General features: G+C 61.5%; 18 protein-coding genes and 1 pseudogene. 8 read left to right on the forward strand and 11 right to left on the reverse strand.

The window, feature by feature from the left end; genetic code table 11:
• Positions 1 to 26: 26 nt before the first annotated feature.
• The 5 genes from IE079_RS15945 to IE079_RS15965 form a co-directional block, all read right to left on the reverse strand.
• Positions 27 to 674, reverse strand: a complete 648-nt coding sequence (locus IE079_RS15945; protein WP_189577821.1) for a multidrug transporter — start codon at positions 672 to 674, stop codon at positions 27 to 29.
• Complete coding sequence (locus IE079_RS15950; RefSeq protein WP_189577822.1) at positions 674 to 2,383, reverse strand: FimL-related protein; 1,710 nt, start codon at positions 2,381 to 2,383, stop codon at positions 674 to 676. Before IE079_RS15950 ends, IE079_RS15945 begins: the two co-directional genes overlap by 1 nt.
• 399 nt (positions 2,384 to 2,782) lie before the next feature.
• Positions 2,783 to 3,478, reverse strand: a complete 696-nt coding sequence (gene dnaQ, locus IE079_RS15955) for a DNA polymerase III subunit epsilon (protein WP_189577824.1) — start codon at positions 3,476 to 3,478, stop codon at positions 2,783 to 2,785.
• Between the two features lie 83 nt (positions 3,479 to 3,561).
• A complete protein-coding gene (gene rnhA / locus IE079_RS15960; protein ID WP_189577826.1) occupies positions 3,562 to 4,005 on the reverse strand; it encodes a ribonuclease HI in 444 nt (147 codons plus the stop codon).
• Complete coding sequence (locus IE079_RS15965) at positions 4,005 to 4,865, reverse strand: class I SAM-dependent methyltransferase (protein ID WP_189577828.1); 861 nt, start codon at positions 4,863 to 4,865, stop codon at positions 4,005 to 4,007. Before IE079_RS15965 ends, rnhA begins: the two co-directional genes overlap by 1 nt.
• A gap of 93 nt (positions 4,866 to 4,958) precedes the next feature.
• Here IE079_RS15965 and gloB point away from each other — a divergent pair, with 93 nt between their 5' ends.
• From gloB to IE079_RS16000, 7 genes are all read left to right on the forward strand, one after another.
• The gene (gloB, locus tag IE079_RS15970) at positions 4,959 to 5,753 is read left to right on the forward strand and encodes a hydroxyacylglutathione hydrolase (RefSeq protein WP_189577829.1); all 795 of its coding nucleotides are present in this window, start codon (positions 4,959 to 4,961) and stop codon (positions 5,751 to 5,753) included.
• Positions 5,754 to 5,941: 188 nt separating this feature from the next.
• Positions 5,942 to 7,654 (forward strand): lytic transglycosylase, encoded by a 1,713-nt coding sequence (locus tag IE079_RS15975; protein WP_189577831.1) that lies wholly within the window; start codon positions 5,942 to 5,944, stop codon positions 7,652 to 7,654.
• An 82-nt stretch (positions 7,655 to 7,736) separates the two neighbouring features.
• Entirely contained in the window at positions 7,737 to 9,578 is a 1,842-nt protein-coding gene (locus IE079_RS15980) for an extracellular solute-binding protein (protein WP_189577833.1), read from the forward strand.
• A 51-nt stretch (positions 9,579 to 9,629) separates the two neighbouring features.
• Complete coding sequence (locus IE079_RS15985) at positions 9,630 to 10,706, forward strand: microcin C ABC transporter permease YejB (protein ID WP_189577835.1); 1,077 nt, start codon at positions 9,630 to 9,632, stop codon at positions 10,704 to 10,706.
• A 6-nt stretch (positions 10,707 to 10,712) separates the two neighbouring features.
• The gene (locus IE079_RS15990; RefSeq protein ID WP_227712555.1) at positions 10,713 to 11,732 is read left to right on the forward strand and encodes an ABC transporter permease; all 1,020 of its coding nucleotides are present in this window, start codon (positions 10,713 to 10,715) and stop codon (positions 11,730 to 11,732) included.
• Between the two features lies 1 nt (position 11,733).
• A complete protein-coding gene (locus IE079_RS15995) occupies positions 11,734 to 13,365 on the forward strand; it encodes an ABC transporter ATP-binding protein (RefSeq protein ID WP_189577837.1) in 1,632 nt (543 codons plus the stop codon).
• A 57-nt stretch (positions 13,366 to 13,422) separates the two neighbouring features.
• A complete protein-coding gene (locus IE079_RS16000) occupies positions 13,423 to 14,214 on the forward strand; it encodes an enoyl-ACP reductase FabI (protein ID WP_189577839.1) in 792 nt (263 codons plus the stop codon).
• Positions 14,215 to 14,265: 51 nt separating this feature from the next.
• On the opposite strand, the gene IE079_RS16005 is transcribed toward IE079_RS16000, so the two are convergent.
• Both IE079_RS16005 and IE079_RS16010 read right to left on the reverse strand, forming a co-directional pair.
• On the reverse strand, positions 14,266 to 14,700 hold the full coding sequence (locus tag IE079_RS16005; protein ID WP_189577841.1) for a PilZ domain-containing protein: 435 nt from the start codon (positions 14,698 to 14,700) through the stop codon (positions 14,266 to 14,268).
• Positions 14,701 to 14,705: 5 nt separating this feature from the next.
• On the reverse strand, positions 14,706 to 16,517 hold the full coding sequence (locus IE079_RS16010; RefSeq protein WP_189577843.1) for a DUF1631 family protein: 1,812 nt from the start codon (positions 16,515 to 16,517) through the stop codon (positions 14,706 to 14,708).
• A gap of 193 nt (positions 16,518 to 16,710) precedes the next feature.
• On the opposite strand from IE079_RS16010, the gene IE079_RS16015 reads away from it, so the two are divergent.
• Complete coding sequence (locus IE079_RS16015) at positions 16,711 to 17,784, forward strand: 3-deoxy-7-phosphoheptulonate synthase (RefSeq protein WP_189577845.1); 1,074 nt, start codon at positions 16,711 to 16,713, stop codon at positions 17,782 to 17,784.
• A gap of 43 nt (positions 17,785 to 17,827) precedes the next feature.
• Here IE079_RS16015 and cobA read toward each other — a convergent pair.
• From cobA to lolA, 4 genes and pseudogenes are all read right to left on the reverse strand, one after another.
• Positions 17,828 to 18,583, reverse strand: a pseudogene (gene cobA / locus IE079_RS16020) (uroporphyrinogen-III C-methyltransferase); the annotation flags it as partial.
• 143 nt (positions 18,584 to 18,726) lie between these two features.
• Positions 18,727 to 20,001, reverse strand: coding sequence for a serine--tRNA ligase (gene serS / locus IE079_RS16025; protein WP_189577849.1), 1,275 nt, complete (start codon positions 19,999 to 20,001; stop codon positions 18,727 to 18,729).
• Positions 20,002 to 20,153: 152 nt separating this feature from the next.
• Positions 20,154 to 21,503, reverse strand: coding sequence for a replication-associated recombination protein A (locus IE079_RS16030; RefSeq protein ID WP_189577850.1), 1,350 nt, complete (start codon positions 21,501 to 21,503; stop codon positions 20,154 to 20,156).
• Positions 21,503 to 22,141, reverse strand: coding sequence for an outer membrane lipoprotein periplasmic chaperone LolA (lolA, locus tag IE079_RS16035; RefSeq protein WP_189577852.1), 639 nt, complete (start codon positions 22,139 to 22,141; stop codon positions 21,503 to 21,505). Before lolA ends, IE079_RS16030 begins: the two co-directional genes overlap by 1 nt.
• Positions 22,142 to 22,151 lie beyond the last annotated feature (10 nt).

Raw genomic sequence — 22,151 nt, forward strand, 5'->3', positions numbered from 1 at the left:
GGCCCCGGGTGAGGATCATCAGGCTGCTATTGGTCCCGCCGGGGTTCCGCCGACCTGGCCTCTTCATTCACCGGCACAGTGACCAACCCACCGGAAGATAGCCGAATGTCGTAGCGCGCGCCATCCCTGAGCGGCCTGTAGCTGGCGCTGCCAAGGGTGCCTTTCAGGAACGGCAGGTTCCAGGTCTGATCCAGCTGCCACAGATCCGGCCAGCTCTGGTCGCCCACTATCCCGACCCTGTGGTTACCATTGCGCTCCGCTTCCCGGGAGCGGTAACGACCACTGATGTGTTCCAGTCGGTAGCCCGGCTTCACCCCCAGCCAGCCAAAGGGTCCGCCAAAGCGGATGATACGGGCATCCAGTTGCCACTCGTCACCGTTGATGGTCCAGGATTGCGCCGACGCCCCGGGCTGATCGAGCCGCACCCGCCAGGTCTGTTCGCCCACCGCCTCGACACTGAGCGAGCCAACGGTCTCCATATGGGACAGGGCCTGATAGTGGCGCAACTCCATGGCCACGGCGATGCCGTAGAGGCCACCCGCCACCAGCGCCAGGACAAACATGCCCTTGAGCCAGCCCACCAGCCAGTGCGGGCGCCGGAAGAATGCCAGACCAACCAGAACCAGGATGCCGCCAATCCCCGCAAGTACCAGCATCAACATGGGATAAGACACTACAACCCTCCGTCGTCCAGAGAAGATTCCGCCAGCTTCAGAAGATCGGGATTGCGGTTGTCGCGGGTACCAATGGTCTCGATGTAGTACTCCAGCGACGTCAGTGCATCTGCCAGGGATTCCAGCACTGCGTTCCCCGGTGGTTCCTTCACGTCCAGCAGACGGCTCTGGATGGACCTGGCCACACGGTCCATGACACCCGCTGCATCCACATCACCGGTCAGCAGCAGGCCGCCCCAGATGCTGTGCAGTGTATTTGGCAGGTTCGCCAGGTGCAGCTTGTCGTAATCGGATTCCACGAAGGCGGTGATAGCCCGCTTTGCCAGGGTCAGCGCACTGCGGGCCTCGTCGCCCACTACGATGGAAGCCTCCCGCAAGTAGAGGGACTCCTCACGGGTTTCAGGCCGGGCCATCGCCAGGGCGTCGGTTTCCGAAGTGATGCCCCTGGAAACCATTTGCTGGACCGCGTTCTCGATACCCAGCACTGCGTCCGCCAGTGAGTACATCTCGTCCTCGGCCGGCAGAGAGCCGGCATGCTCCCAGGTGCGCAGGCGCTCCGCTTCGCTGCGGGCGATGTCCGCCAGCTGGTTGAGGTCGAGCATGTTCAGGGTATTGGACAACCGGTTAAGAGAATCGGCAATGGTGGACAGCTCGCTGAGATCCGGCTCAATGCCCCGCTCGATGATATCCAGACGGTCCTTGAGCTGGTTGAGCTCGTCCTGCAGTGCGGTGGACAGGGACTTGAGCACATCGGCACCCGGGCCATACAGTCGTTTGCGATGGGCCTCCATCATGGATTCCGGGTAGTCCGATGGCGCCAGCTTCCAGGCGGACAGAATGCGCTGTACTTCCTGATTGCCGGAGCCACTGCGGTACAGCAGGTAGACCAGCTCACGGATAATGGCCTCGTCCACGGTACGGCGGGCCGCCGTGCGACCAACATAGACCATATCGCGGCTGTACTTCTCGATACGCATCAGCAGCCGCTTGCGCGCCTTGTTGAAGCCCATGGCGCGGTCAGTCATGGTATCCGCCACCACCATCAGCAGACACCACAACTGCTTGAGCTGGCCGTCTCCGCACAAACGGGCAAACCCCCGCGAGGCCCGCGCGATCAGCTTCTTGCTGACCACTTCATTGCGCTCGCGAATCACTCCGACCAGTGCGACCTGGAGCATCAGCCGCATACGACGGGCATAGGTCTCGAATTCATTGTCGGCCAGATCCAGCGGCTGGGTCGGGGTACCGGCGCAGAAATCCGGGCGCTTCTCTGTGTCCAGATCGAAAAAGTAGGATTCCGGGTGGGGCTGGTCGCCCCGTGCTACCCGCAGTTCATTGATGATGGGCAACAGCAGCTCCGGGTGATCCTCCCGCTGCTGGTGATAGTATTCCACATAGCGGCGAAGGATAAACAGGGAGCTGTTGAGTGTGGTCAGAAGGATGTTCTTGTCGTCGCTGGCGCCTACCGGTACGTCGTTGGCGACCGTGACCGCTTCCTTGCACAGAAGGGTGCCGCCACGCAGCTCCACCAGCACAAAGATGCCCCGGAGCTGATTCAGGTAATCAACACAGTTCTGCAGGTCTTCGCCGCTCTCGCGATTTTCCTGGAAGCGCTCGAGGCTGGTTTCTGCGTTGCGGATGGTCTGCTCTATTTCACTCTTGACCAGATCAAACGACTGGGACTTCGTCGCTAGTGACGACTGAATCATAAACTGACGCTTCCTGTCTCAGCATTTCCTGCGCAGGTACCGTTCTGGCCTTCAGGTACCTCCTGCACAGGCATGGCCTGAACAGGGGCTTCCCGACGGTCGCGGGTCAGGCCCGGCCCGAATGGCTCGGGTAGTGTGCCTGGCCGGGCACCTCACGACCTTCTGGTACAGCGCAGGTGTTTCGTGGGTTACCCGGACGAATCGCCGTAATACAAGGACTCGTATGCCGTTTGGAACTACCTGACAGCGAATGACCCAAACCGCACACCAAGCGTTACTTATAACACAAATGTCAGCCCGCTCAAGCCACTGCGGTTACCACTTTCCAGATATCCTAAACAGTTCTCAGTTCTGTCGCTAATCTGTACCAAACCCTTTTCAGAGCGCCGAAATTCGTGGTCAGCCCCGCCACACGGCTTCACCACCAGCCTTCTCCACGGTATCCAGGAAAGCCTCGTGTTCTGCCAGCTCCTGCTCACTGGCGCGTACCACCGTCAGGCGTGGCCGATCCTGCGGCAGGCGACGGATGGTGGCGCCACCTTCGCCCCCCTCGCTTCCGGCATCCAGAGACAGCGCGGTCTGTCCACCGGTCAGCAGGAGGAAAACGTCCGCCAGGATTTCCGCATCGAGCAGAGCGCCGTGCAATTCCCGGTTGCTGTTATCCACCCCATAACGTTTGCAGAGTGCGTCCAGGCTGTTCTTCTGACCCGGATGCCGGCGCCGGGCGATGGCCAGGGAGTCGAGCACGCCACAATGATCCGCCACCTTGCGTACCGGCTTCAGGCGGGCAAACTCGGCGTCCATGAAGCCCACATCGAAGGGTGCGTTGTGGATGACCAGTTCGGCCCCGTCAATAAACTCGAGGAACTCCCCCACGATGTCAGCAAACCGGGGCTTGTCGGCCAGGAAATCATTGGTGATGCCGTGAATGGAAATGGCTTCCTCTTCCACTTCCCGCTCGGGATTGATGTAGACGTGATAATGACGCCCGGTCGGCTTCCGTTCCATCAGCTCAACACAGCCGATTTCGATAATCCGGTGACCCTCTGCCGGGTCAATACCGGTGGTTTCCGTATCCAGAACGATCTGTCTCATGCTTAGTGTCCCGTTTGGTTAATTTATTGATCTACTGAGCCACTGAGAGCCTTGAGAGCAAGGCGCGCTGGTTAGTGCTCCACTCATGCCGAGGCCAGTTTTTCGATACCGAGGTTGGCCAGGGCGTCCGCTCGTTCGTTGCCCGGCACGCCGGAGTGCCCCTTGACCCAGTGCCAGGTGATGTCGTGGCGTGCCACCTCTTCATCCAGGGCGCGCCAGAGGTCTTCGTTTTTTACCGGTTTGCGGGCAGCGGTCTTCCAGCCGTTCTTTTTCCACCCGGCCATCCATTCAGTTATGCCTTTCCGGACGTACTGGGAATCCGTGTACAGATCCACGTGGCAGGGCCGTTTCAGGGCTTTCAGCCCTTCGATGGCGGCCATCAGTTCCATGCGATTATTGGTGGTGGTGCCCTCACCCCCGAACAGCTCGCGGGAGCTTTCCCCGTAACTCAGCAAGGCTCCCCAGCCACCAGGGCCCGGGTTGCCCTTGCAGGCACCATCGGTATACAGCGTTACTTTTCCAGTCATTAACGATTCCGGTCTGAATAATTGGCTTCGGTACGGAGCGGCTCTGCTTCATCGCCGTAGCCCCGTCGTGTGATGCCGAGTGTACCGGGAGCGGGCATCGGAATCACCTTACCCGGCCGCCATGCCCAGCGACGGGCAATGGGAGAGCACACACGTTTGGTGGCGAGTACACAGTAGTAGGCGCCGAGCGGCAGCATGCCCTGGGTGCCGGCATATTCAAGCAGACTGCGACGCTCCGCCAGTGACTCGCTCTGCAGCGGTAAACGGAAGAAATAGGTGCCGGAACGGTCCACCGAACAGTCCAGCAGGTTGAGCCAGTCCTCCATCCGCGAGCGCAACAGGAAGCGGCCACACCACGGCCCGCGACGGCGACGACTCAGCAAGCGGCGGATGCCCCAGGAACTGAGCGGATTGAACCCCAGCACCAGCAACTGCCCACCGCCGCGCAATACGCGGGTGGATTCCCGCAGCACCTGGTGCGGCCAGGCGGTGAAATCCGCGGTATGGTGAAGGATGACCAGATCCACCGACCCGGACGGAAACGGCAACTCGTCAGGATCACACACCACAACCCCCTCGGGCAGGTCCTTGCGCCAGTACGGCGTTGCCACGATATGCTGGGTGAAGTCGGTATCCGGTGCCAGCGGCAGACGATTACTCAGCGCAATGTGCAACTGACGCGCTCCACCCAGATCCGCCACATGGGTCCGCACGCAGGCACGCTGGTCTTCCAGCAATGCCTGACCCAGGGAGGACTGGAACCAGGCCTCGAAACTGCGATGACATGCCCGGTAATCGGGCTGGCGTCGGCGCCCGCGACGGAAGATACGTAACCACTTCCAGCCTTGATTATTTGCCATCCATTACCCCGACAGTCGGTGGGACACCCTTGGGCACGAGCAACCCGATGCTTTATAGTAACAGGCACCCCTATCATCCGAAACGAGGGCATTATGCTGACCATCACACCGATACCGGCGTTCTCTGACAATTACATCTGGTGCCTGGCCGATACAGACTCCCGCAAGGCCCTGATTGTCGATCCCGGCCAGGCGAAGCCGGTAGCGGACTACCTTACCCGGAACCAGCTCGCCCTCGACACCATCCTGGTCACCCACCACCACCCCGATCACACCGGTGGTATCGCCACGCTGCGTGACCAGTTCAACCCCACCAGGATAGTGGCACCGGCCAACTCTCCATTCACCGGTGGCACCGATACGGTTCATCCCGGCGACCAGGTGGTCTGGCAATCCCTCACTTTTCAGGTACTGGACACCCCGGGTCACACCCTCGACCATATCGCCTTTTTCTGCGATACCCCGGTGGCAGGACGGCCGGCGCTATTCTGCGGCGACACCCTGTTCGCCTGTGGTTGCGGGCGCCTGTTCGAAGGTACGCCCGGGCAGATGGTGGAATCCCTGGCAAGCCTTCGGGCCCTGCCGGATGACACCGCTGTTTTCTGTGCCCATGAATACACCCTCGCCAACCTCCGTTTTGCGCGCAGCTGGCTGCCCGACGATCCTGCCCTGGCGGCCTTCGAGGAACATTGCCAGGCCCTTCGGGATGACGACAGGCCCACCGTGCCGGTGGTACTGGGTGATGAAAAACAGCGCAATCCGTTCCTGCGCTGGGACGACCCAATCGTGATCCGGGCCGCGGAAGCCTACGGCCGCGAACACAACCTTGTAACCGATAGTGACAGCGCCGTATTTGCGGCAGTGCGTCACGGCAAGGACAACTTCTGATCGAATACACTTCAGATCCGGCATGCCAGTGTTCCACAATGGGCCCTGGCGTTGCTATCCCGTAACGCAGGTCTGATTGACCCGGATTCGACGGTTACATAAAATCGCGAACGTTTCCCGGAACCCGTTTACCCGCTCGGCAGGCAGGGAAACAGGCTGGAATCCGTCCGATCTCTGGAATGTCCTTTATGATGGCAAGACGTACGACCACTTTGACTCTGCTGACCGTGCTGCTCACCGGTTGCTCCTCCACCCCTTCCTGGTTCGGACAAGAGAAGGAAACCGTACTGGACTCGCACCAGCAAACGGTGGCTGCCGGTGACGACGCTCTCAAGCGGTCAGTGGAAAACCGTGAGGGAGATGGCACCACGGAGCTGGACGAATCCATTGAGCCCTCGCTCAAGCTCACTGCGGAACAGGCCCGTGACCGCCTGGATTCCGGCGAGGTCGCCGACGGCGAGGCAGCCGAGGAAGAGCGTGATCTCTGGAACCGTATCCGCGCCGGCTTTGCCATGAACCATGACCAGGGGGATGAGCGCGTCCAGCAGCAGTTGGCGTGGTTCCAGAAACACCCGTCGTACATCAACCGGGTGGTTGAGCGGGGCCGGCGCTATCTGCACTACATCGTCGAGGAAACCGAGCGGCGCGGTCTGCCCATGGAATATGCCTTGCTACCCGTCGTGGAAAGCGCGTTCGATCCTTTCGCCTACTCCCACGGCCGCGCCTCGGGTCTCTGGCAGTTCATTCCGGGTACCGGCCGCCATTTCGGCCTGGATCAGAGCTGGTGGCACGATGGCCGGCGTGATGTGGTGGGCTCCACCAACGCGGCGCTTACCTACCTCGACCAGTTGGCGAAACGTTTCGATGGCGATCCCACCCTCGCCCTGGCCGCCTACAACAGTGGTGGCGGCACGGTAAATTCCGCCATCCGTCGCAATAACCGAAAGGGCGAGCCAACGGATTACTGGTCTCTGGACCTGCCCCGGGAAACCCGTCATTACGTACCCAAACTCATTGCCCTTGCCAAAATCTTTGACGACCCCGAAGCCTACGGTATTGAACTGCCGCCCCTGGAAGACGAGCCTTACTTCGAGATCGTTGAAACCGGTGGTCAGATCGACCTGGCCCACGCCGCCGAACTGGCGGGCGTCGATGTGGATGAAATCTATCTGCTGAACCCGTCCTATAACCGTTGGGCCACCCGCCCGGATGGGCCTCACCGCCTGCTGGTGCCCGTGGCCAGTGCCAACCGCTTCCGCCAGGGAATTGCCTCCCTTGACCCCGACACCCGGGTTTCCTGGAACAGCTATGAGGTCCGGTCTGGTGACAACCTGGGCGCCATCGCCCGCCGCAACGGCACCACGGCGTCGGTACTTCGCGAAGTCAACAAACTCAACGGCGATCTGATCCGTGTGGGACAGCAACTGTTGATTCCGTCAGCCCGCGCGGACCAGGGCACCTACAGCCACAGCCAGAACCAGCGCCTTGCCCGCAAACAGGAGCAGGCCGGTCGCAACAGTGACGGCCAGCGTGTCAGCCACCTGGTGAAACGGGGCGACACCTTCTGGGACATTGCCCGCGAGCACGGCGTCAGCGTTCGCCAGGTCGCCGCCTGGAATGGTATGGCGCCGGGTGACCCGCTGGTGCCTGGCCGCAAGCTGGTAATCTGGTCCAAAAATGCACAGGCCGCCGCCGGCACACAAGTGGCGAGCAACAACCGCTCCGGCATGGTGCGCAAGGTAGGATACCGGGTGCGCCAGGGGGACTCACTGTCGACCATCGCCAATCGTTTTGCGGTCAACGTCAGCGACATTGCCGCCTGGAACGATCTCAACACCGCCCGTTATCTGCAACCCGGCCAGAGTCTGGTACTCTACGTGGATGTGCGGAACAGCCCCTGATTTTTCCGGTCCAAGTCTTCCCACAGACTAATACGGGCGGCAGCAAGCCGCCCGTACAACAACGACGGGTATAAGAATTGCTATGGCCAGACCAAGGATCTTCCGGTTTTCACCCCTGTTCGCGCTGACGGGCGCCCTGCTTCTGTCAGCCACACTCTCAGCCAGTGAAGACAACCCTGATCAAGGCAAGGCAGCACCGGTCGAGCCCGTACACGCGCTGGCCATGCATGGTGAGCCGGCTTACGGCCCCGACTTCAGCCATTTCAGTTATGTCAACCCGGACGCTCCCAAAGGCGGTCGTCTGCGGCTGGCAGTCAGGGCCAACGGGTACGATACATTCAACCCGCTGGTGGTAAGGGGGGTGGCAGCCGCCGGCATCAGTACCTATTTGTACGACACACTGCTGGTATCCTCTGATGACGAGCCCTTTTCCGCCTACGGCCTGATAGCCGAGTCTATCGAGACGCCGGAAGACCGCAGCCATGTGGTCTACAATCTGCGACCCGAAGCCCGGTTCCACGATGGCCACCCCATCACTGCCGAGGATGTGGCCTTTACGTTCAATCTGCTGATGGAAAAAGGTCACCCGTTCTACCGCAGTTATTATGCCGGCGTTGAGAATGTCACCGTGGAGTCCGAGCGCCGGGTGCGCTTTGATTTCGGGGACACCAGCAACCGGGAATTGCCCCTGATCGTTGGCCAGATGCCGATTCTGCCGGAGCACTACTGGCAGGAGCATGTGTTTGGCGAGGAAGGGCTGACGCGGCCTCTGGGCAGCGGTCCCTACCGGATCGGCGAATTCGAGGCGGGCCGTTACATCACCTACGAACGGGCCGAGGACTACTGGGCTGCCGATCTGCCCGTCCGCAAGGGCCGTTTCAACTTCGACCGCATCCGTTACGACTATTACTCGGATGAAACCGTCTCGCTGGAAGCCTTCAAGTCCGGTGACTATGATTTCCGCCTGGAATCCTCCGCCAAGAACTGGGCCACCGCCTATAGTGGCGACCGTTTCGCTGATGGCCGGATTATTACCGAGGCCATCGAGCACCAGCGGCCCGCCGGCATGCAGGCGTTCATATTCAATACCCGCAGGGACAAGTTCTCCGATCCGAAGGTGCGTGAAGCAATCGCTCATGCCTTTGACTTCGACTGGGCCAACCGCAATCTTTTCTACGATCAGTATGAGCGCACCGACAGTTTCTTCGAGAACAGTGAACTGGCCTCCTCCGGCCTGCCGCAGGGACGCGAACTGGAAATACTGAATGCCTATCGCGACCAGTTGCCGGATGACGTCTTCACGGAAGCGTATTCGCCGCCGTCCACCGAGGGCGACCGTACCCTCCGCGACAACCTGCGCAAGGCCATGACGCTGCTGCAGGAGGCGGGCTACCGCATCCAGGACGGCGCCATGGTTCACCAGGACACCGGCGAAACCCTGTCGTTTCAATTCCTGTTACACCAGAAGAACTTCGAACGTATCGTGCTGCCGTTCAAGAACAACCTGGAACGCCTGGGCATGGATGTCAGCGTGCGGCTGGTGGATACCAACCAGTACGTGGAACGGGTACAGAGCTACGACTTCGACATCGTGACTCAGGTCATCTCCCAGTCCGACTCGCCGGGCAATGAGCAGCGGGATTTCTGGCATTCCTCGGTGGTCGACATCAAAGGCTCCCGCAACTATGCCGGCATCGCGGATCCGGTGGTGGACGCACTGGTGGAGAAGGTTATCCAGGCCCCCGACCGCGAGACCCTGGTCAACCACGTGCGTGCCCTGGACCGCGTGCTGCTGCATGGCCATTACGTGGTTCCCCAATGGCACCTCTCCATGGACCGCATTGCCTACTGGTCTTTCCTGGAGCGCCCGGAAACCACACCCAAGAATGGTGTCGATGTCGATAACTGGTGGTATGGCGACTGACTCCATGCTGAACCCGTCCCACCTGCCTGACTACCGGAGCTGACAGTCGTTATGGGCAGCTATATTCTCCGGCGTCTGGCACTGATCATCCCGACCCTGTTCGGGATCATGCTGCTCAATTTTGTCATCGTGCAGGCCGCTCCCGGGGGGCCTGTCGAGCAGTTGCTGGCCGAAATGCAGGGCCATGGCGGCAGTACCCTCACCCGGGCCGGTGGGGGCGGCGGCAGCGAAGTGGCGTCCGGTGGTGATTCGCGCTCCTCCCAGGGCATACACCCGGAACTGCTGGCGGAAATCGAAGTCATGTACGGCTTTGACAAGCCACCCCACGAACGCTTCTTCCAGATGATTGCCGACTACGTCCGGTTCGACTTCGGTGAATCCTTCTACCGGGACCGGACGGTGATCGAGCTGATCGTGGAAAAGCTGCCGGTGTCCATCTCGCTGGGGCTCTGGTCGACCCTGGTCATCTACCTGATTTCGATACCCCTGGGTATCCGCAAGGCGGTCAGCGATGGCTCCAGGTTCGATGTCTGGACCAGTTCCTTCATCGTCGTTGGTTATGCGATCCCGGGCTTCCTGTTCGCCATCATACTGATCGTTCTGTTCGGTGGCGGCAGCTACTTTGACGTATTCCCCAACAGTGGCCTCACCTCCACCAATTTTGACGAGATGTCCTGGCCGGAAAAGATTCAGGACTACTTCATGCACCTGGTACTGCCGGTAACAGCCAATGTGATTGGCGGTTTTGCCACCCTCACCCTGCTCACCAAGAACTCCTTTCTCGATGAGATCGGCAAGCATTACGTGGTCACCGCCCGGGCCAAGGGTCTCAACCAGCGCCAGGTGCTCTACGGCCATGTATTTCGCAACGCCATGCTGATCGTGATCGCCAGCATGCCCGGTGTTCTGGTATCGCTGTTCTTTACCGGCTCGTTGCTGATCGAGGTAATTTTCTCACTGGATGGTCTTGGCCTGCTCGGCTTTGAAGCCGCCCTCAACCGGGATTACCCGGTGATCTTCGGCACGCTCTTTATCTTCACGCTGATGGGGCTGGTACTGAAACTGGTCAGCGACCTCACCTATGTGCTGGTAGACCCGCGCATCGACTTCGAAAGCAGGGAGGGCTAGGTTCTGTTGAAGCTATCACCCATCCAGCGCCGTCGTTTCGAGAACTTCCGCCGCAACCGTCGTGGTTACTGGTCCCTGTGGCTGTTCCTCACGCTGTTTGTGCTGTCCATGTGCGCCGAGCTGATCGCCAACGACCGACCCCTGGTCATCTCCTATCAGGACGAGCTCTACTTCCCGGTGGTGCAGTCGATTCCCGAGGAAACCTTTGGTGGTTTCCTGCCCTCGGAGGCCAACTACCGGGACAGCTTCATCGAGGAGGAAATCAACAGTAACGGATGGATGGTGTGGCCACCGATACGGTTCAGTTATGAAACGGTCAACTACGACCTGAACGAACCTTCACCAGCGCCACCGTCCGCGGAAAACTGGCTGGGCACAGACGACCAGGCCCGCGACGTGGCCGCGCGGGTGATCTACGGTTTCCGGATATCCGTGCTGTTCGGCCTGATCCTGACCGTTCTCAGCTGTATTGTGGGGGTATCCGTCGGGGCACTGCAGGGCTACTACGGCGGCAAGGTGGACCTGCTGGGTCAGCGCTTCGTGGAGATCTGGTCGGGGCTGCCGGTGCTGTACCTGCTGATCATCCTGTCGGCCATTCTGCAGCCCAACTTCTGGTGGCTGCTGGGCATCATGCTGCTGTTCAGCTGGATGGGCCTGGTGGATGTGGTGCGCGCGGAATTCCTGCGGGCCCGCAACCTGGAATACGTCAAGGCGGCCAGAGCCCTGGGCCTGGGCAATCGCAAGATCATGTTCCGGCATATTTTGCCCAACGCCATGGTGGCCACCCTCACCTTTCTGCCGTTCATCCTGACGGGTGCCATTACCGGGCTCACATCCCTGGACTTTCTGGGCTTCGGGCTCCCTCCGGGGTCACCGTCCCTGGGCGAGCTGATCTACCAGGCCAAGGAAAACCTGCATGCGCCCTGGCTGGCGGCATCAGCCTTTTTCAGTCTCGCCATCATGCTGACCCTGCTGGTGTTTGTTGGTGAAGCCGTGCGTGATGCCTTTGACCCGAGGAAGAACTGACATGGCCGGCGTACTGGAATTCGACAACCTCACCCTGACCTTTGGCGCCGACGAGCCTGCCGTCCAGGGCCTCTCGTTCGAGGTCCGCGAGGGCGAGACCCTGGCGCTGGTTGGCGAAAGCGGCTCCGGCAAGTCGGTGTCTGCACTGTCAGTACTGCGACTGCTCGACCGCAATCTGGTCAACTATCCATCAGGCGCTATCCGCTATCGCGGGGAAGACCTGCTCAGTGCCGGTGAGCGCCGTTTGCGCCAGGTTCGCGGCCGTGCCATCAGCATGATCTTCCAGGAGCCGATGACGTCCCTGAACCCGCTGCATACCGTAGAGAAGCAGATCTCTGAAGTGCTGATGGTCCACAAGGGAATGCGAGGGCCGCAGGCACGCAAGCGGGTACTGGAACTTCTCGACCTGGTGGGCATTCCGCAACCGGAGGAACGACTGGACAGCCATCCCCACCAGCTTTCCGGCGGCCAGAAACAGCGGGTAATGATTGCCATGGCCCTGGCCAATGAGCCAGACCTACTGATTGCCGACGAGCCCACCACCGCACTGGATGTCACAGTACAGAAGCAGGTACTGGAACTGCTGCAGTCGCTGCAGCAACGATTCGGCATGGCGGTGCTGCTGATCACCCATGACCTCACCATCGTGCGTCACTATGCGCAACGGGTTGTGGTGATGGAGCAGGGAAAAATGGTGGAAGAAGGCGAAACGGAGCGCGTGTTCACGTCACCCGCTCACCCCTACACCCGCAAGCTGCTGGACTCCGAACCACCGCAAGCGCCGCAGCCGGCAGACACCAGCCAGGACGAACTGCTGCGGGTGGAAAAACTGAACGTGCGTTTTCCCATTGGCAAGTCACTGTTCGGCCGGACCCGGCGCTGGGCCCATGCGGTGCAGGATGTCAGCTTCACCGTACGTAAGGGCGAGACCCTGGGCATTGTCGGTGAAAGCGGCAGTGGCAAGACCACCATTGGCCACGCCCTGTTGCAACTGACCGAGAGTCAGGGCCGGGTGTTTTTCCTCGGTGACCGGATCGACCACCTCAACCAGAAGGCTTTCCGGCCCTGGCGCCGGCGGATGCAACTGGTGTTTCAGGATCCCTTCGGCAGCCTGAGTCCGCGCATGTCGGTGGGCGATATCGTCCGCGAAGGCCTGGAGATTCACAGCGACACCAGCCGTGACGAACAGCAACAGCAGGTTATTCGCGCACTCACCGACGTGGGCTTGAACCCGGAGGCACGCCACCGTTACCCCCATGAATTCTCCGGTGGTCAGCGCCAGCGTATCGCCATTGCCCGGGCCCTGGTATTGCAGCCGGATGTGATTGTGCTGGATGAACCCACCTCGGCGCTGGATCGCACGGTTCAGAAACAGGTGATTGAATTGCTGCAGGAATTGCAGTCACGTTATCAGCTAAGCTATCTTTTCATCAGTCACGACCTGGCGGTGGTGCGGGCACTGAGTCACCAGTTGCTGGTGTTGCGCTCCGGCCAGGTCATCGAAAGCGGTCCGTCGGAGGCCATATTCCAGAACCCGCAGTCCGGGTACACCCGGGAACTGCTGACGGCCGCACTGTTTTACCGGCCGCCATCCGACGCAGCGGCCGCGGACCTCCGACCAAAGGACCGTTAGTCAGGGCCTCCTTCTTCAGGGATAATGCCCGCAAAATTCATAATAGGGAGAACAGACATGGGTATCCTCAGCGGTAAACGCGCACTGATTGTTGGCGTTGCCAGCAAACACTCCATTGCCCACGGCATTGCCGAGGCCTTTCACGAGCAAGGCGCCGAACTGGCGTTTACCTACCAGAACGAAAAGCTGAAATCCCGTGTGGTGGGTTTCGCGGAAGGCTGGGGCAGTGAACTCACCTTCCCCTGCGATGTCGCCAGCGATGAGCAGATCGATAACGTCTTCACGGAGCTGAAAAAGCACTGGGACAGTGTCGATATTATCGTACACGCGGTCGGCTTTGCCCCTGCCAGCGAGCTCGATGGCAACTATGTTGACGTCACCACCCGCGAGGGGTTTCGCATCGCCCACGACATCAGTTCCTACAGCTTTGTGGCCCTGGCCAAGGGCGCCCGTCAGCAGGGTCTGCTGAACGAGCACAGCTCACTGATCACCCTGTCTTACCTGGGGTCGGAAAAGGTCCTGCCGAACTACAACGTGATGGGCCTGGCCAAGGCTTCACTGGAAGCCAGCGTACGCTACATGGCGGTATCGCTGGGTGGTGACGGTATCCGGGTCAATGCCATTTCCGCCGGCCCCATCAAGACCCTGGCGGCTTCCGGTATCAAGGCTTTCCGCCGCATGCTCAACGAGAATGCCGGGCGCGCGCCGCTCAAGCGCAACATTACCCAGAAGGAAGTGGGTAACGCCGCCGCGTTCCTGGGCTCCGACCTGGCAAGCGGTGTCACCGGCGAGATCATGTATGTGGACTGTGGTTTCAATATTACCGGCATGGGCACTCTGGACGACTGATCCAGCCCAACCGGCCGGGGGCGGCCCTGTCGCCCCCGGCACCGGTATTCTCTACTGCCCTTCCATTGCCCGGGCGACACCGTCCATCCACGCCAGATACTCACTGTCGCCGGTGTCCAGGATTCTCAGCCCGGACTGCCAGCGGCCATCATTCACCGCCCTGCACCAGATCACCTCAACGGTGAGCGCACACGCTGCAACCTCACCCTGCAAGCTGATGCTGGCCGGCAGCAGCGCGCCCTCTGTCAGCGGTTCCCGGGTAATGAGCCTGAGCCCACCCGGTGATACATCGGAACTTTCGGCCGGCGCGACACGGGCCTGACCGACCTCGCCCGGTTCCGCCGATTCAAGCTCCAGGGAAACGCTGGCGCGTCCCACCAGGCGGAATTCATCCCGCTGTTCGTGATCCGGATCCAGCTCGTTATCGCCAAAGGCATAGGGGTCTTTGTTGATCATGATACGTTGCTTCTTCCAGGACTTGCTCATCAAGGCTATCGCCCGACACGGATCCGGCCGACTACCCGGCTCAGGGTTTCATCAAATTCCGCGCTTGCCCCCAGTAACCTTGCGGTACCGGAGAGCAACCGCTCCACCAGGTCGTCCACCGTCAGCTCGGTACGGTTGAGCCCGAGCCGGTCAACAAACACCAGCTTGCGGCTGGCGTTGATACGCACGGCCAGCTTGAGGCGCTGCTCGTCGTTGTCCGGCGTTTTTTTCAGGGCTATCCAGCCGCCCATGTTAAGCCGGTCCACCTCCGCCACGGCGCGGGCCCTGGCCGCCTCGCGGACTGCCTCAAGCCGGTCGGCTTCTGCCTGTTCCGCCTGTTCACGGGCCTGCTTTGCCTGCCGCTCTGCCTCCGCCTTCCGAGCTGCCTCTGCCTCCGCCCGTTGCCGCGCCTCGGCTTCCCTCTGCTGTCGCAAGTGATCTGCCCGTTCACGGGCCTTGCGGGCCGCCGCCTGACGCTGACTGCGCTGGGAGGCCAGCACCCGGTCCAGCGCCGCCACGGTATCCGCAAGCACATCCCCGAACCGGGTCAGCGGCGGCAAAGGCCGGACCCTGCCCGCGTCCAGCGACTCCCTGAACTCGTGCCATCGCGTCAGGCCGAGACGCACTCCGTAGCCGTTGCTCCAGAGCACCTCGGCGGTTTCGTCAAGATAGGCGAGAAAGAACCGGCGCTGTTCTTGATCACCACTGCCCTCCACGAACCAGTTTTTCCGGTACTGCTCAAGGCTGTCAGGCTGGGCACCGGACGTTTCGAGCCATGCCGGGTCATAGTCCAGCTGTTCCACCCTGGCGCGAGTGGATTCCACCACCGGGTCGCCACCACGCAGGCGGTCTACCAGAACTGTCTCCACAGCCGCCAACGGGCCACGTGGCGGCGCCTCTTCCCAGATCCGTTGCCAGACTTCGGCAATCCGGTCGGAAAGCTGTTCCCCGACCTGATAGAGACGGTCGGTTTCCTGGCCGGACAGGGCCGGATCACCGACCCACACCATCCATTCCAGCAAGCGCGTGGCATGTCGCCAGTTATCACCACTGTCGCCCTCCCGCCAGGCCAGCTGTCGGAGCAGCGGCAACCAGTGCTGAATCAGAAAGTCCTGCATCGGGGCAGGCAGCTGTCTGCCCTCCATGGCCCGTCCGGCGATCGCCCGTGACAGCTGGTCTGCCCGCCGTTGCCGTGCGGCCCCGGCTTCGGTTTCCAGCAGCCGTTGGTGCAGCCGGCTGGAATGCTGGTGCCGCCGGTCCGCTTCCCGGTGCCACTTCTCACAGAAGTTCGCAAATGGCGCCAGGTCGTTGTCGAGGAAACATTGATCTACCACCTCCACCACCCGATCGAGCTGGTCCAGCAGGGCCCGGGACGAGCGCCCACCGGAATCGCTCCAGCCACGCCAGTCGGCAAAGCTGTCCAGCCAGCTCACCAGCAAGCCCGCAAACACCGGCCGCTCCTCTTCCACCAGCCGCCATGCCAACGGATACCTGAGGCGGGCAAGCCGGGTGACCAGCACCGGGTGGAGCCCGGAAGAACGCAGGAATACGTCCATGATACGGTCGGCCAGGTAGGCGCCATTGACCTGCTGTACCGACCAGGGACCTTCCAGGTCCGCCAGAACGGCGGACACACGCTGGTCGGTCTGCCGTGACCAGTGCTCGCGCAGCAGGGCGGTCCAGTTGTGCGATTGCTCGGGCTGACCCACCGGGTAAGGCAGATCCGGCACCCGGATTTCGCGGAGCACGCCACCTATACGTTCGGACAGGGAATCAGGAAGTACAGAATCGGTCATGGTATCCATTGCATCAGACATCAGCTCACATTGCAGCACGGCAGTCAGGGAAGGTCCAGCGCCCGGCAACCTGCCGGGGGAGCTGATTCATTGCATTGACCTGTCAAATGGCGCAGTATATCGCTCCATCAAAATAACCACCGAAGCCCCTGTACGCCTGCGTCCGGCCTGCGTTGAAGGGCTTCGACGAGAGAATATCAGGAAGCACAACAGTATGTCCGGCAAGCAACTCGAGAATATCAACGTGGCCAGTCAGGAGCCGCTCATCACACCGGAAGCCCTCAAACGGGAAATGCCCCTGACGGACAAGGCCGCGGCCACCGTCACCGAGGGCCGCCAGACCATCTACGACATCCTCGATGGCAAGGATCATCGCCTGTTTGTCGTGGTCGGCCCCTGCTCCGTTCACGACGCCGAGGCCGCCCGGGAATACGCCCGACGGCTCAAGAAACTGGCCGACGAAGTCAGCGACACGCTGTACATCGTGATGCGGGTCTACTTCGAGAAACCCCGCACCACCGTCGGCTGGAAGGGGCTGATCAACGACCCGCACCTGAACGACTCCTTTGATATCGAACAGGGCCTGCACCTGGGGCGCCGTCTGCTGCTGGATATCGCTGAAATTGGTCTGCCCACGGCAACCGAGGCACTGGATCCGATTTCACCCCAGTACCTGCAGGACAGCATCTCCTGGTCGGCCATTGGTGCCCGCACCACGGAATCCCAGACCCACCGGGAAATGAGTAGTGGCCTGTCCATGGCCATCGGCTTCAAGAACGGCACCGATGGCAGCCTGGATGTGGCGGTCAACGCCATGAAGTCGGTCTCGCACCCCCACTCTTTCCTGGGCATTGACCAACAGGGCAAGGTGGCCATTATCCGTACCCGGGGTAACCAGTACGGTCATGCCGTATTGCGCGGTGGCGGTGGCAAGCCCAACTATGATTCGGTCAATGTGGCCCTGTGTGAGCAGGCTCTCGAAAAAGCCGGCCTGCGCAAGTCCATCATGGTGGATTGCAGCCACGCCAACTCCAGCAAGGACCCGGCCATTCAGCCGCTGGTGATGCAGGATGTTGCCCACCAGATTCTGGAGGGCAACCAGTCCATTCAGAGCCTGATGGTGGAAAGCAACATCAACTGGGGCAACCAGCCGATTCCGGAAAATCTGGACGACCTGAAATACGGCGTTTCCGTTACCGATGCCTGCATCGACTGGGAGACCACCGAGAAAGCACTGCGGGAAATGCGCGACAAACTGAAGGACACGCTCCCCAAGCGGGTGAGCTGATCGTCCTGACCGATGCGGGCCGGTTCACCCGGCCCGCTCGGCTTCACCGGGTGTCGCCGGCCTGAACAGCGGCCATCCAGTCGAGCCTGTCCCTGAGCCCGACCACCTCGCCGATTATCACCAGCGTGGGCGCCTGCACCGCACTTTCCTCTACCTTGCCGACAATATCCTCCAGAGTACCGCACACCACCTGCTGCTGTGGCGTTGTACCCCGTGACACCAGGGCGACCGGCATGGCCGGTGTCATGCCATGGGCGGTAAGCTCCCGCACAATGATCGGCAGCCCCACCAGCCCCATGTAGAAGACCAGGGTCTGATTGGTCTGCACGAAATCATTCCAGGGCAAATCACAGGTGTCGTTCTTGAGGTGACCGGTGACGAAACGCACCGACTGGGCGTAATCGCGGTGGGTCAGCGGGATACCGGCATAGGCGGCACAGCCGGACGCCGCCGTAATGCCGGGAATCACCTGGAAGCGGACGCCCGCCTCGGCCAGGGTCTCGATCTCCTCACCGCCCCGGCCAAAGATGAACGGGTCACCGCCCTTGAGGCGAACCACCTTGCTGCCTTGCTTCGCCAGCTCCACCAGTTTCTGGTTGATCTGGTCCTGGGGCAGCGTGTGATCCGAGCGTTTCTTGCCCACATGCACCAGTTCGGTGCCATGCGGAATCATGTCCATGATGGGCTGGGACACCAGCCGGTCGTAGAGCACGATGTCCGCTTCCTGCAGAATGCGCCAGGCCTTCAGGGTCAGCAGTTCCGGATCGCCAGGCCCGGCGCCCACCAGGAAAACCTCGCCTTCGGAGGAGTTGGGGTTGCGGGTGACCGGATTCACCCGGTAACGGGACGGTAACCGGACGCCCGCCCCGCCCTTCAGCGGCGCGTCGTCCGGGCGGCCTCCGGCTGGTCTCGACATGTCAGGTGCTTCCTCCCGGGATGCTGTCACTGTATCCGTTCCATACCCCGCATATAGGAGCGCAGCGCCTCGGGCACCTCGATGCTGCCGTCGGCCTGCTGATAGTTCTCCATCACGGCGATGAGGGTGCGGCCTACCGCCAGCCCGGAACCATTGAGAGTGTGCACGGGCTCCGGCTTGCCGGTGTCCGGGTTACGCCAGCGGGCATGCATGCGGCGTGCCTGGAAATCCCGGGTATTGGAGCAGGAGGAGATCTCCCGATACTTGTCCTGGCCTGGCAGCCACACTTCCAGGTCGAAGGTACGGGCGGCCGCGAAGCCGATGTCGCCGCCGCACAGCTCGACCACACGGTACGGCAGGTCGAGCAGCTGCAGGATTTTCTCGGCGTTGCCGGTCAGTTCCTCCAGGGCCGCGTCGGACTCTTCCGGCCGCACGATGTGAATCAGCTCCACCTTGTCGAACTGGTGCTGGCGGATCATGCCCCGGGTATCCCGGCCATAGGAACCCGCCTCGCTGCGGAAGCACGGGGTATGGGCGACAAATCTGAGGGGCATGCGGTCATCGTCGATGATGGAATCCGCCACCAGGTTGGTCACCGGCACCTCGGCCGTGGGAATCAAATACAACGGATGCTCACCCGTGGTCCGGAACAGGTCTTCCTCGAACTTGGGCAGCTGGCCGGTCCCGAACAGCGTGTTGGCATTGACCATATAGGGAACGTAGGTCTCTTCGTAACCATGCTCCAGGGTGTGTTGGTCCAGCATGAACTGCGTCAGCGCCCGGTGCAGGCGGGCAATACCGCCGCGCATGGCCACAAAACGGCTATGGGCCAGCCGGGTACCCGCTTCGAAATCCAGGCCACCCAGGGCTTCGCCGAGGCTGACATGGTCCTTTACCTCGAAGTCGAAGGTGCGGGGCGTGCCCCATTGGCGAACCTCGACATTATCGTCCTCGCTCTCCCCTGCCGGAACGGATTCGTCCGGCACATTGGGAATGCCGGCGAGGAAGGCGTTCAGGGATTCCTGGACGGAGCGCAGTTCATCTTCCGCTTCCGCCTTCTGGCGCTTCAGGTCATCCACTTCCTGCAACAGAGGCTGGATATCCTCCCCAGCGGCCTTGGCCTTGCCAATGGATTTGGACCGACGGTTCTGCTCGCCCTGAAGAGTCTCCGTCCGCACCTGGATGGAACGACGCTTCTCTTCCAGTTCGTTGAAGAGATCGCGATCAAAGGTGTAGTGCTTGACCGCCAGGCGGCGGGCAATCTCGTCCGTTTCAGCGCGGACACGTTTCGGGTCGAGCATGGCAATCCCTGTTATTTGGCTGGGTAGAAAGTCAGCTGTATGACATCGGGTTGAATAACGGGGCATTATAACCGGAGGCTGTGCCCCCGTTAAGGTATGGCGCGGAAATGGCGGGCCGACGACCCTTTTTCGGTGTCAGCCCGGTCAACAGCTCAGGATGAGCCGGAAGGATAGCGTTGCCGTGAACTGGCCTTATTCATGTCATCCAGGCGTTGGCGTTTCTCTCCCAGCCGGATTTCCAGCCCCCGGGGCACCGGCTGGTAATAACGGCGCTGGTGAATCTCCTCCGGCAGGTAGGCTTCTCCGGCAGCAAAGGCCTCGGGTTCGTCATGGGCGTAGCGGTATTCCTCGCCATAGCCCAGGTCGTTCATCAGCGAGGTAGGCGCGTTGCGGATATGCACGGGTACCTGGTAGTCCGGGTCCTGGCGAATATCCGCCACGCAGCGGTTATACGCGCTGTAGACCGCATTGCTCTTGGGCGCCAGGGCCAGGTAGGTGACCGCCTGGGCCATGGACAGCTCCCCTTCCGGAGAGCCGAGGCGCTCCAGTACATCCCAGGCATCCAGGCACATCCGCAAGGCCCGGGGGTCGGCATTGCCGATATCCTCGGACGCAATTCGAACCAGCCGACGGGCCACGTACAAAGGATCGGCGCCGCCGTCCAGCATGCGACACATCCAGTAAAGGGAGGCGTCCGGATCCGATCCGCGCACGGACTTGTGCAGGGCGGAGATCTGGTCGTAGAACACGTCGCCACCCTTGTCGAAACGGCGCAGGCTGCTCTGCAGCACCTGTTCCAGCACCGCTTCGGTGATTTCCGGCTGCTCACCGGTTCCCGGCTCCGCCAGGTCGGAGGCCACTTCCAGCACGTTCAGGGCCCGCCGGGCGTCGCCGCTGCCGGCAGCGGCGATCAGCCCGAGCACCCGGTCGCTGACCGTCACCTTGTCGGCAAGCCCGGTGTCGGCATGCAGGGCCCGCTGCAGCAAACCCACCAGATCCGCTTCTTCGAGGTTCTTGAGCACATAGACCCGGGTCCGGGACAACAAGGCGCTGTTGAGCTCGAATGACGGGTTTTCCGTGGTCGCCCCCACGAAGATGAAAGTGCCGTCCTCAATATGGGGCAGGAAGGCATCCTGCTGGCTCTTGTTGAAACGGTGAACCTCGTCCACGAACAGCAGGGTATCGCGCCCTTCCGCCTGCTTGCGGCTGCGGGCGCGCTCTACTGCGGCGCGGATGTCCTTGACCCCGGCCAGCACCGCAGACAGGGTTTCGTACCCCATATCCCCGACACTGGCCAGCAGCCGGGCAAAGGTGGTCTTGCCCACTCCGGGTGGCCCCCAGAGGATCATGGAATGAAGCTGGCCCTGCTCCACTGCCTGACGCAGCGGTTTGCCCGGCCCGACGAGGTGGGCCTGCCCCACATACTCGTCCAGGTTGCGGGGTCGCATGCGGGCGGCCAGGGGCTCGAAGCCCCGTTGTTCCTGGAACAGGCTGTCCTGCATTACTGCATGCCCTGGATCACGTCCGCCGAGTCGGGATACTCCAGCTCGAAAGCCGAATCGGGCACCTCCTCGTTGATGCGGATGCTGCCGAATTCCAGCTCGGTGCGCTGGGCCAGGGAGTCTTCCATGCGCATGGCCTGAAGCTCGTCGTCATAGAAGGTGAGGGTCAGCGAGATGAACAGGGAGTCCTCGCTCAGCGGCTCAAGGGTGTATTCCCGGGTGTGGTCACCGTAACGGGACTCACTGATGTCGTAGGTTTCCGACAGGCCATCGGTTTCGCCGCTCAGCAGCAACGCGGGTGTGGTGCTTGCCTGCTCATCCAGGTCCTGAATGGTCACCTGCTCCAGGTCCGGATCGTAAAGCGTCACGGTTTCACCGTTGCTGACAATAAACTGGTTGGCGGGGGGCTCCGTCTCCCAGTAGAACAGCCCCGGCCGTTTGGCTTTCAGGTTGCCGCTGGACTCTTGCACTACCCGCCCCCGGTCGTCCGCCACGGTCTGGGTAAAGGAGGCCTGGAACGTGGAATAGCTGCTCAGGGTATCGGCCAGTCGGTCTGCCGCCGGCTCCTGCGCCCATGCAGCGCCGGAAAACAGCACCAGGGTGGCCGTGGCCAGTAATGTGCGACCCGCTTTGATCATTCAGTGCCTC

The sequence above is a fragment of the Marinobacter zhanjiangensis genome (genome assembly GCF_014651935.1).
In the GTDB taxonomy this organism is placed as follows: Bacteria; Pseudomonadota; Gammaproteobacteria; order Pseudomonadales; family Oleiphilaceae; genus Marinobacter; species Marinobacter zhanjiangensis.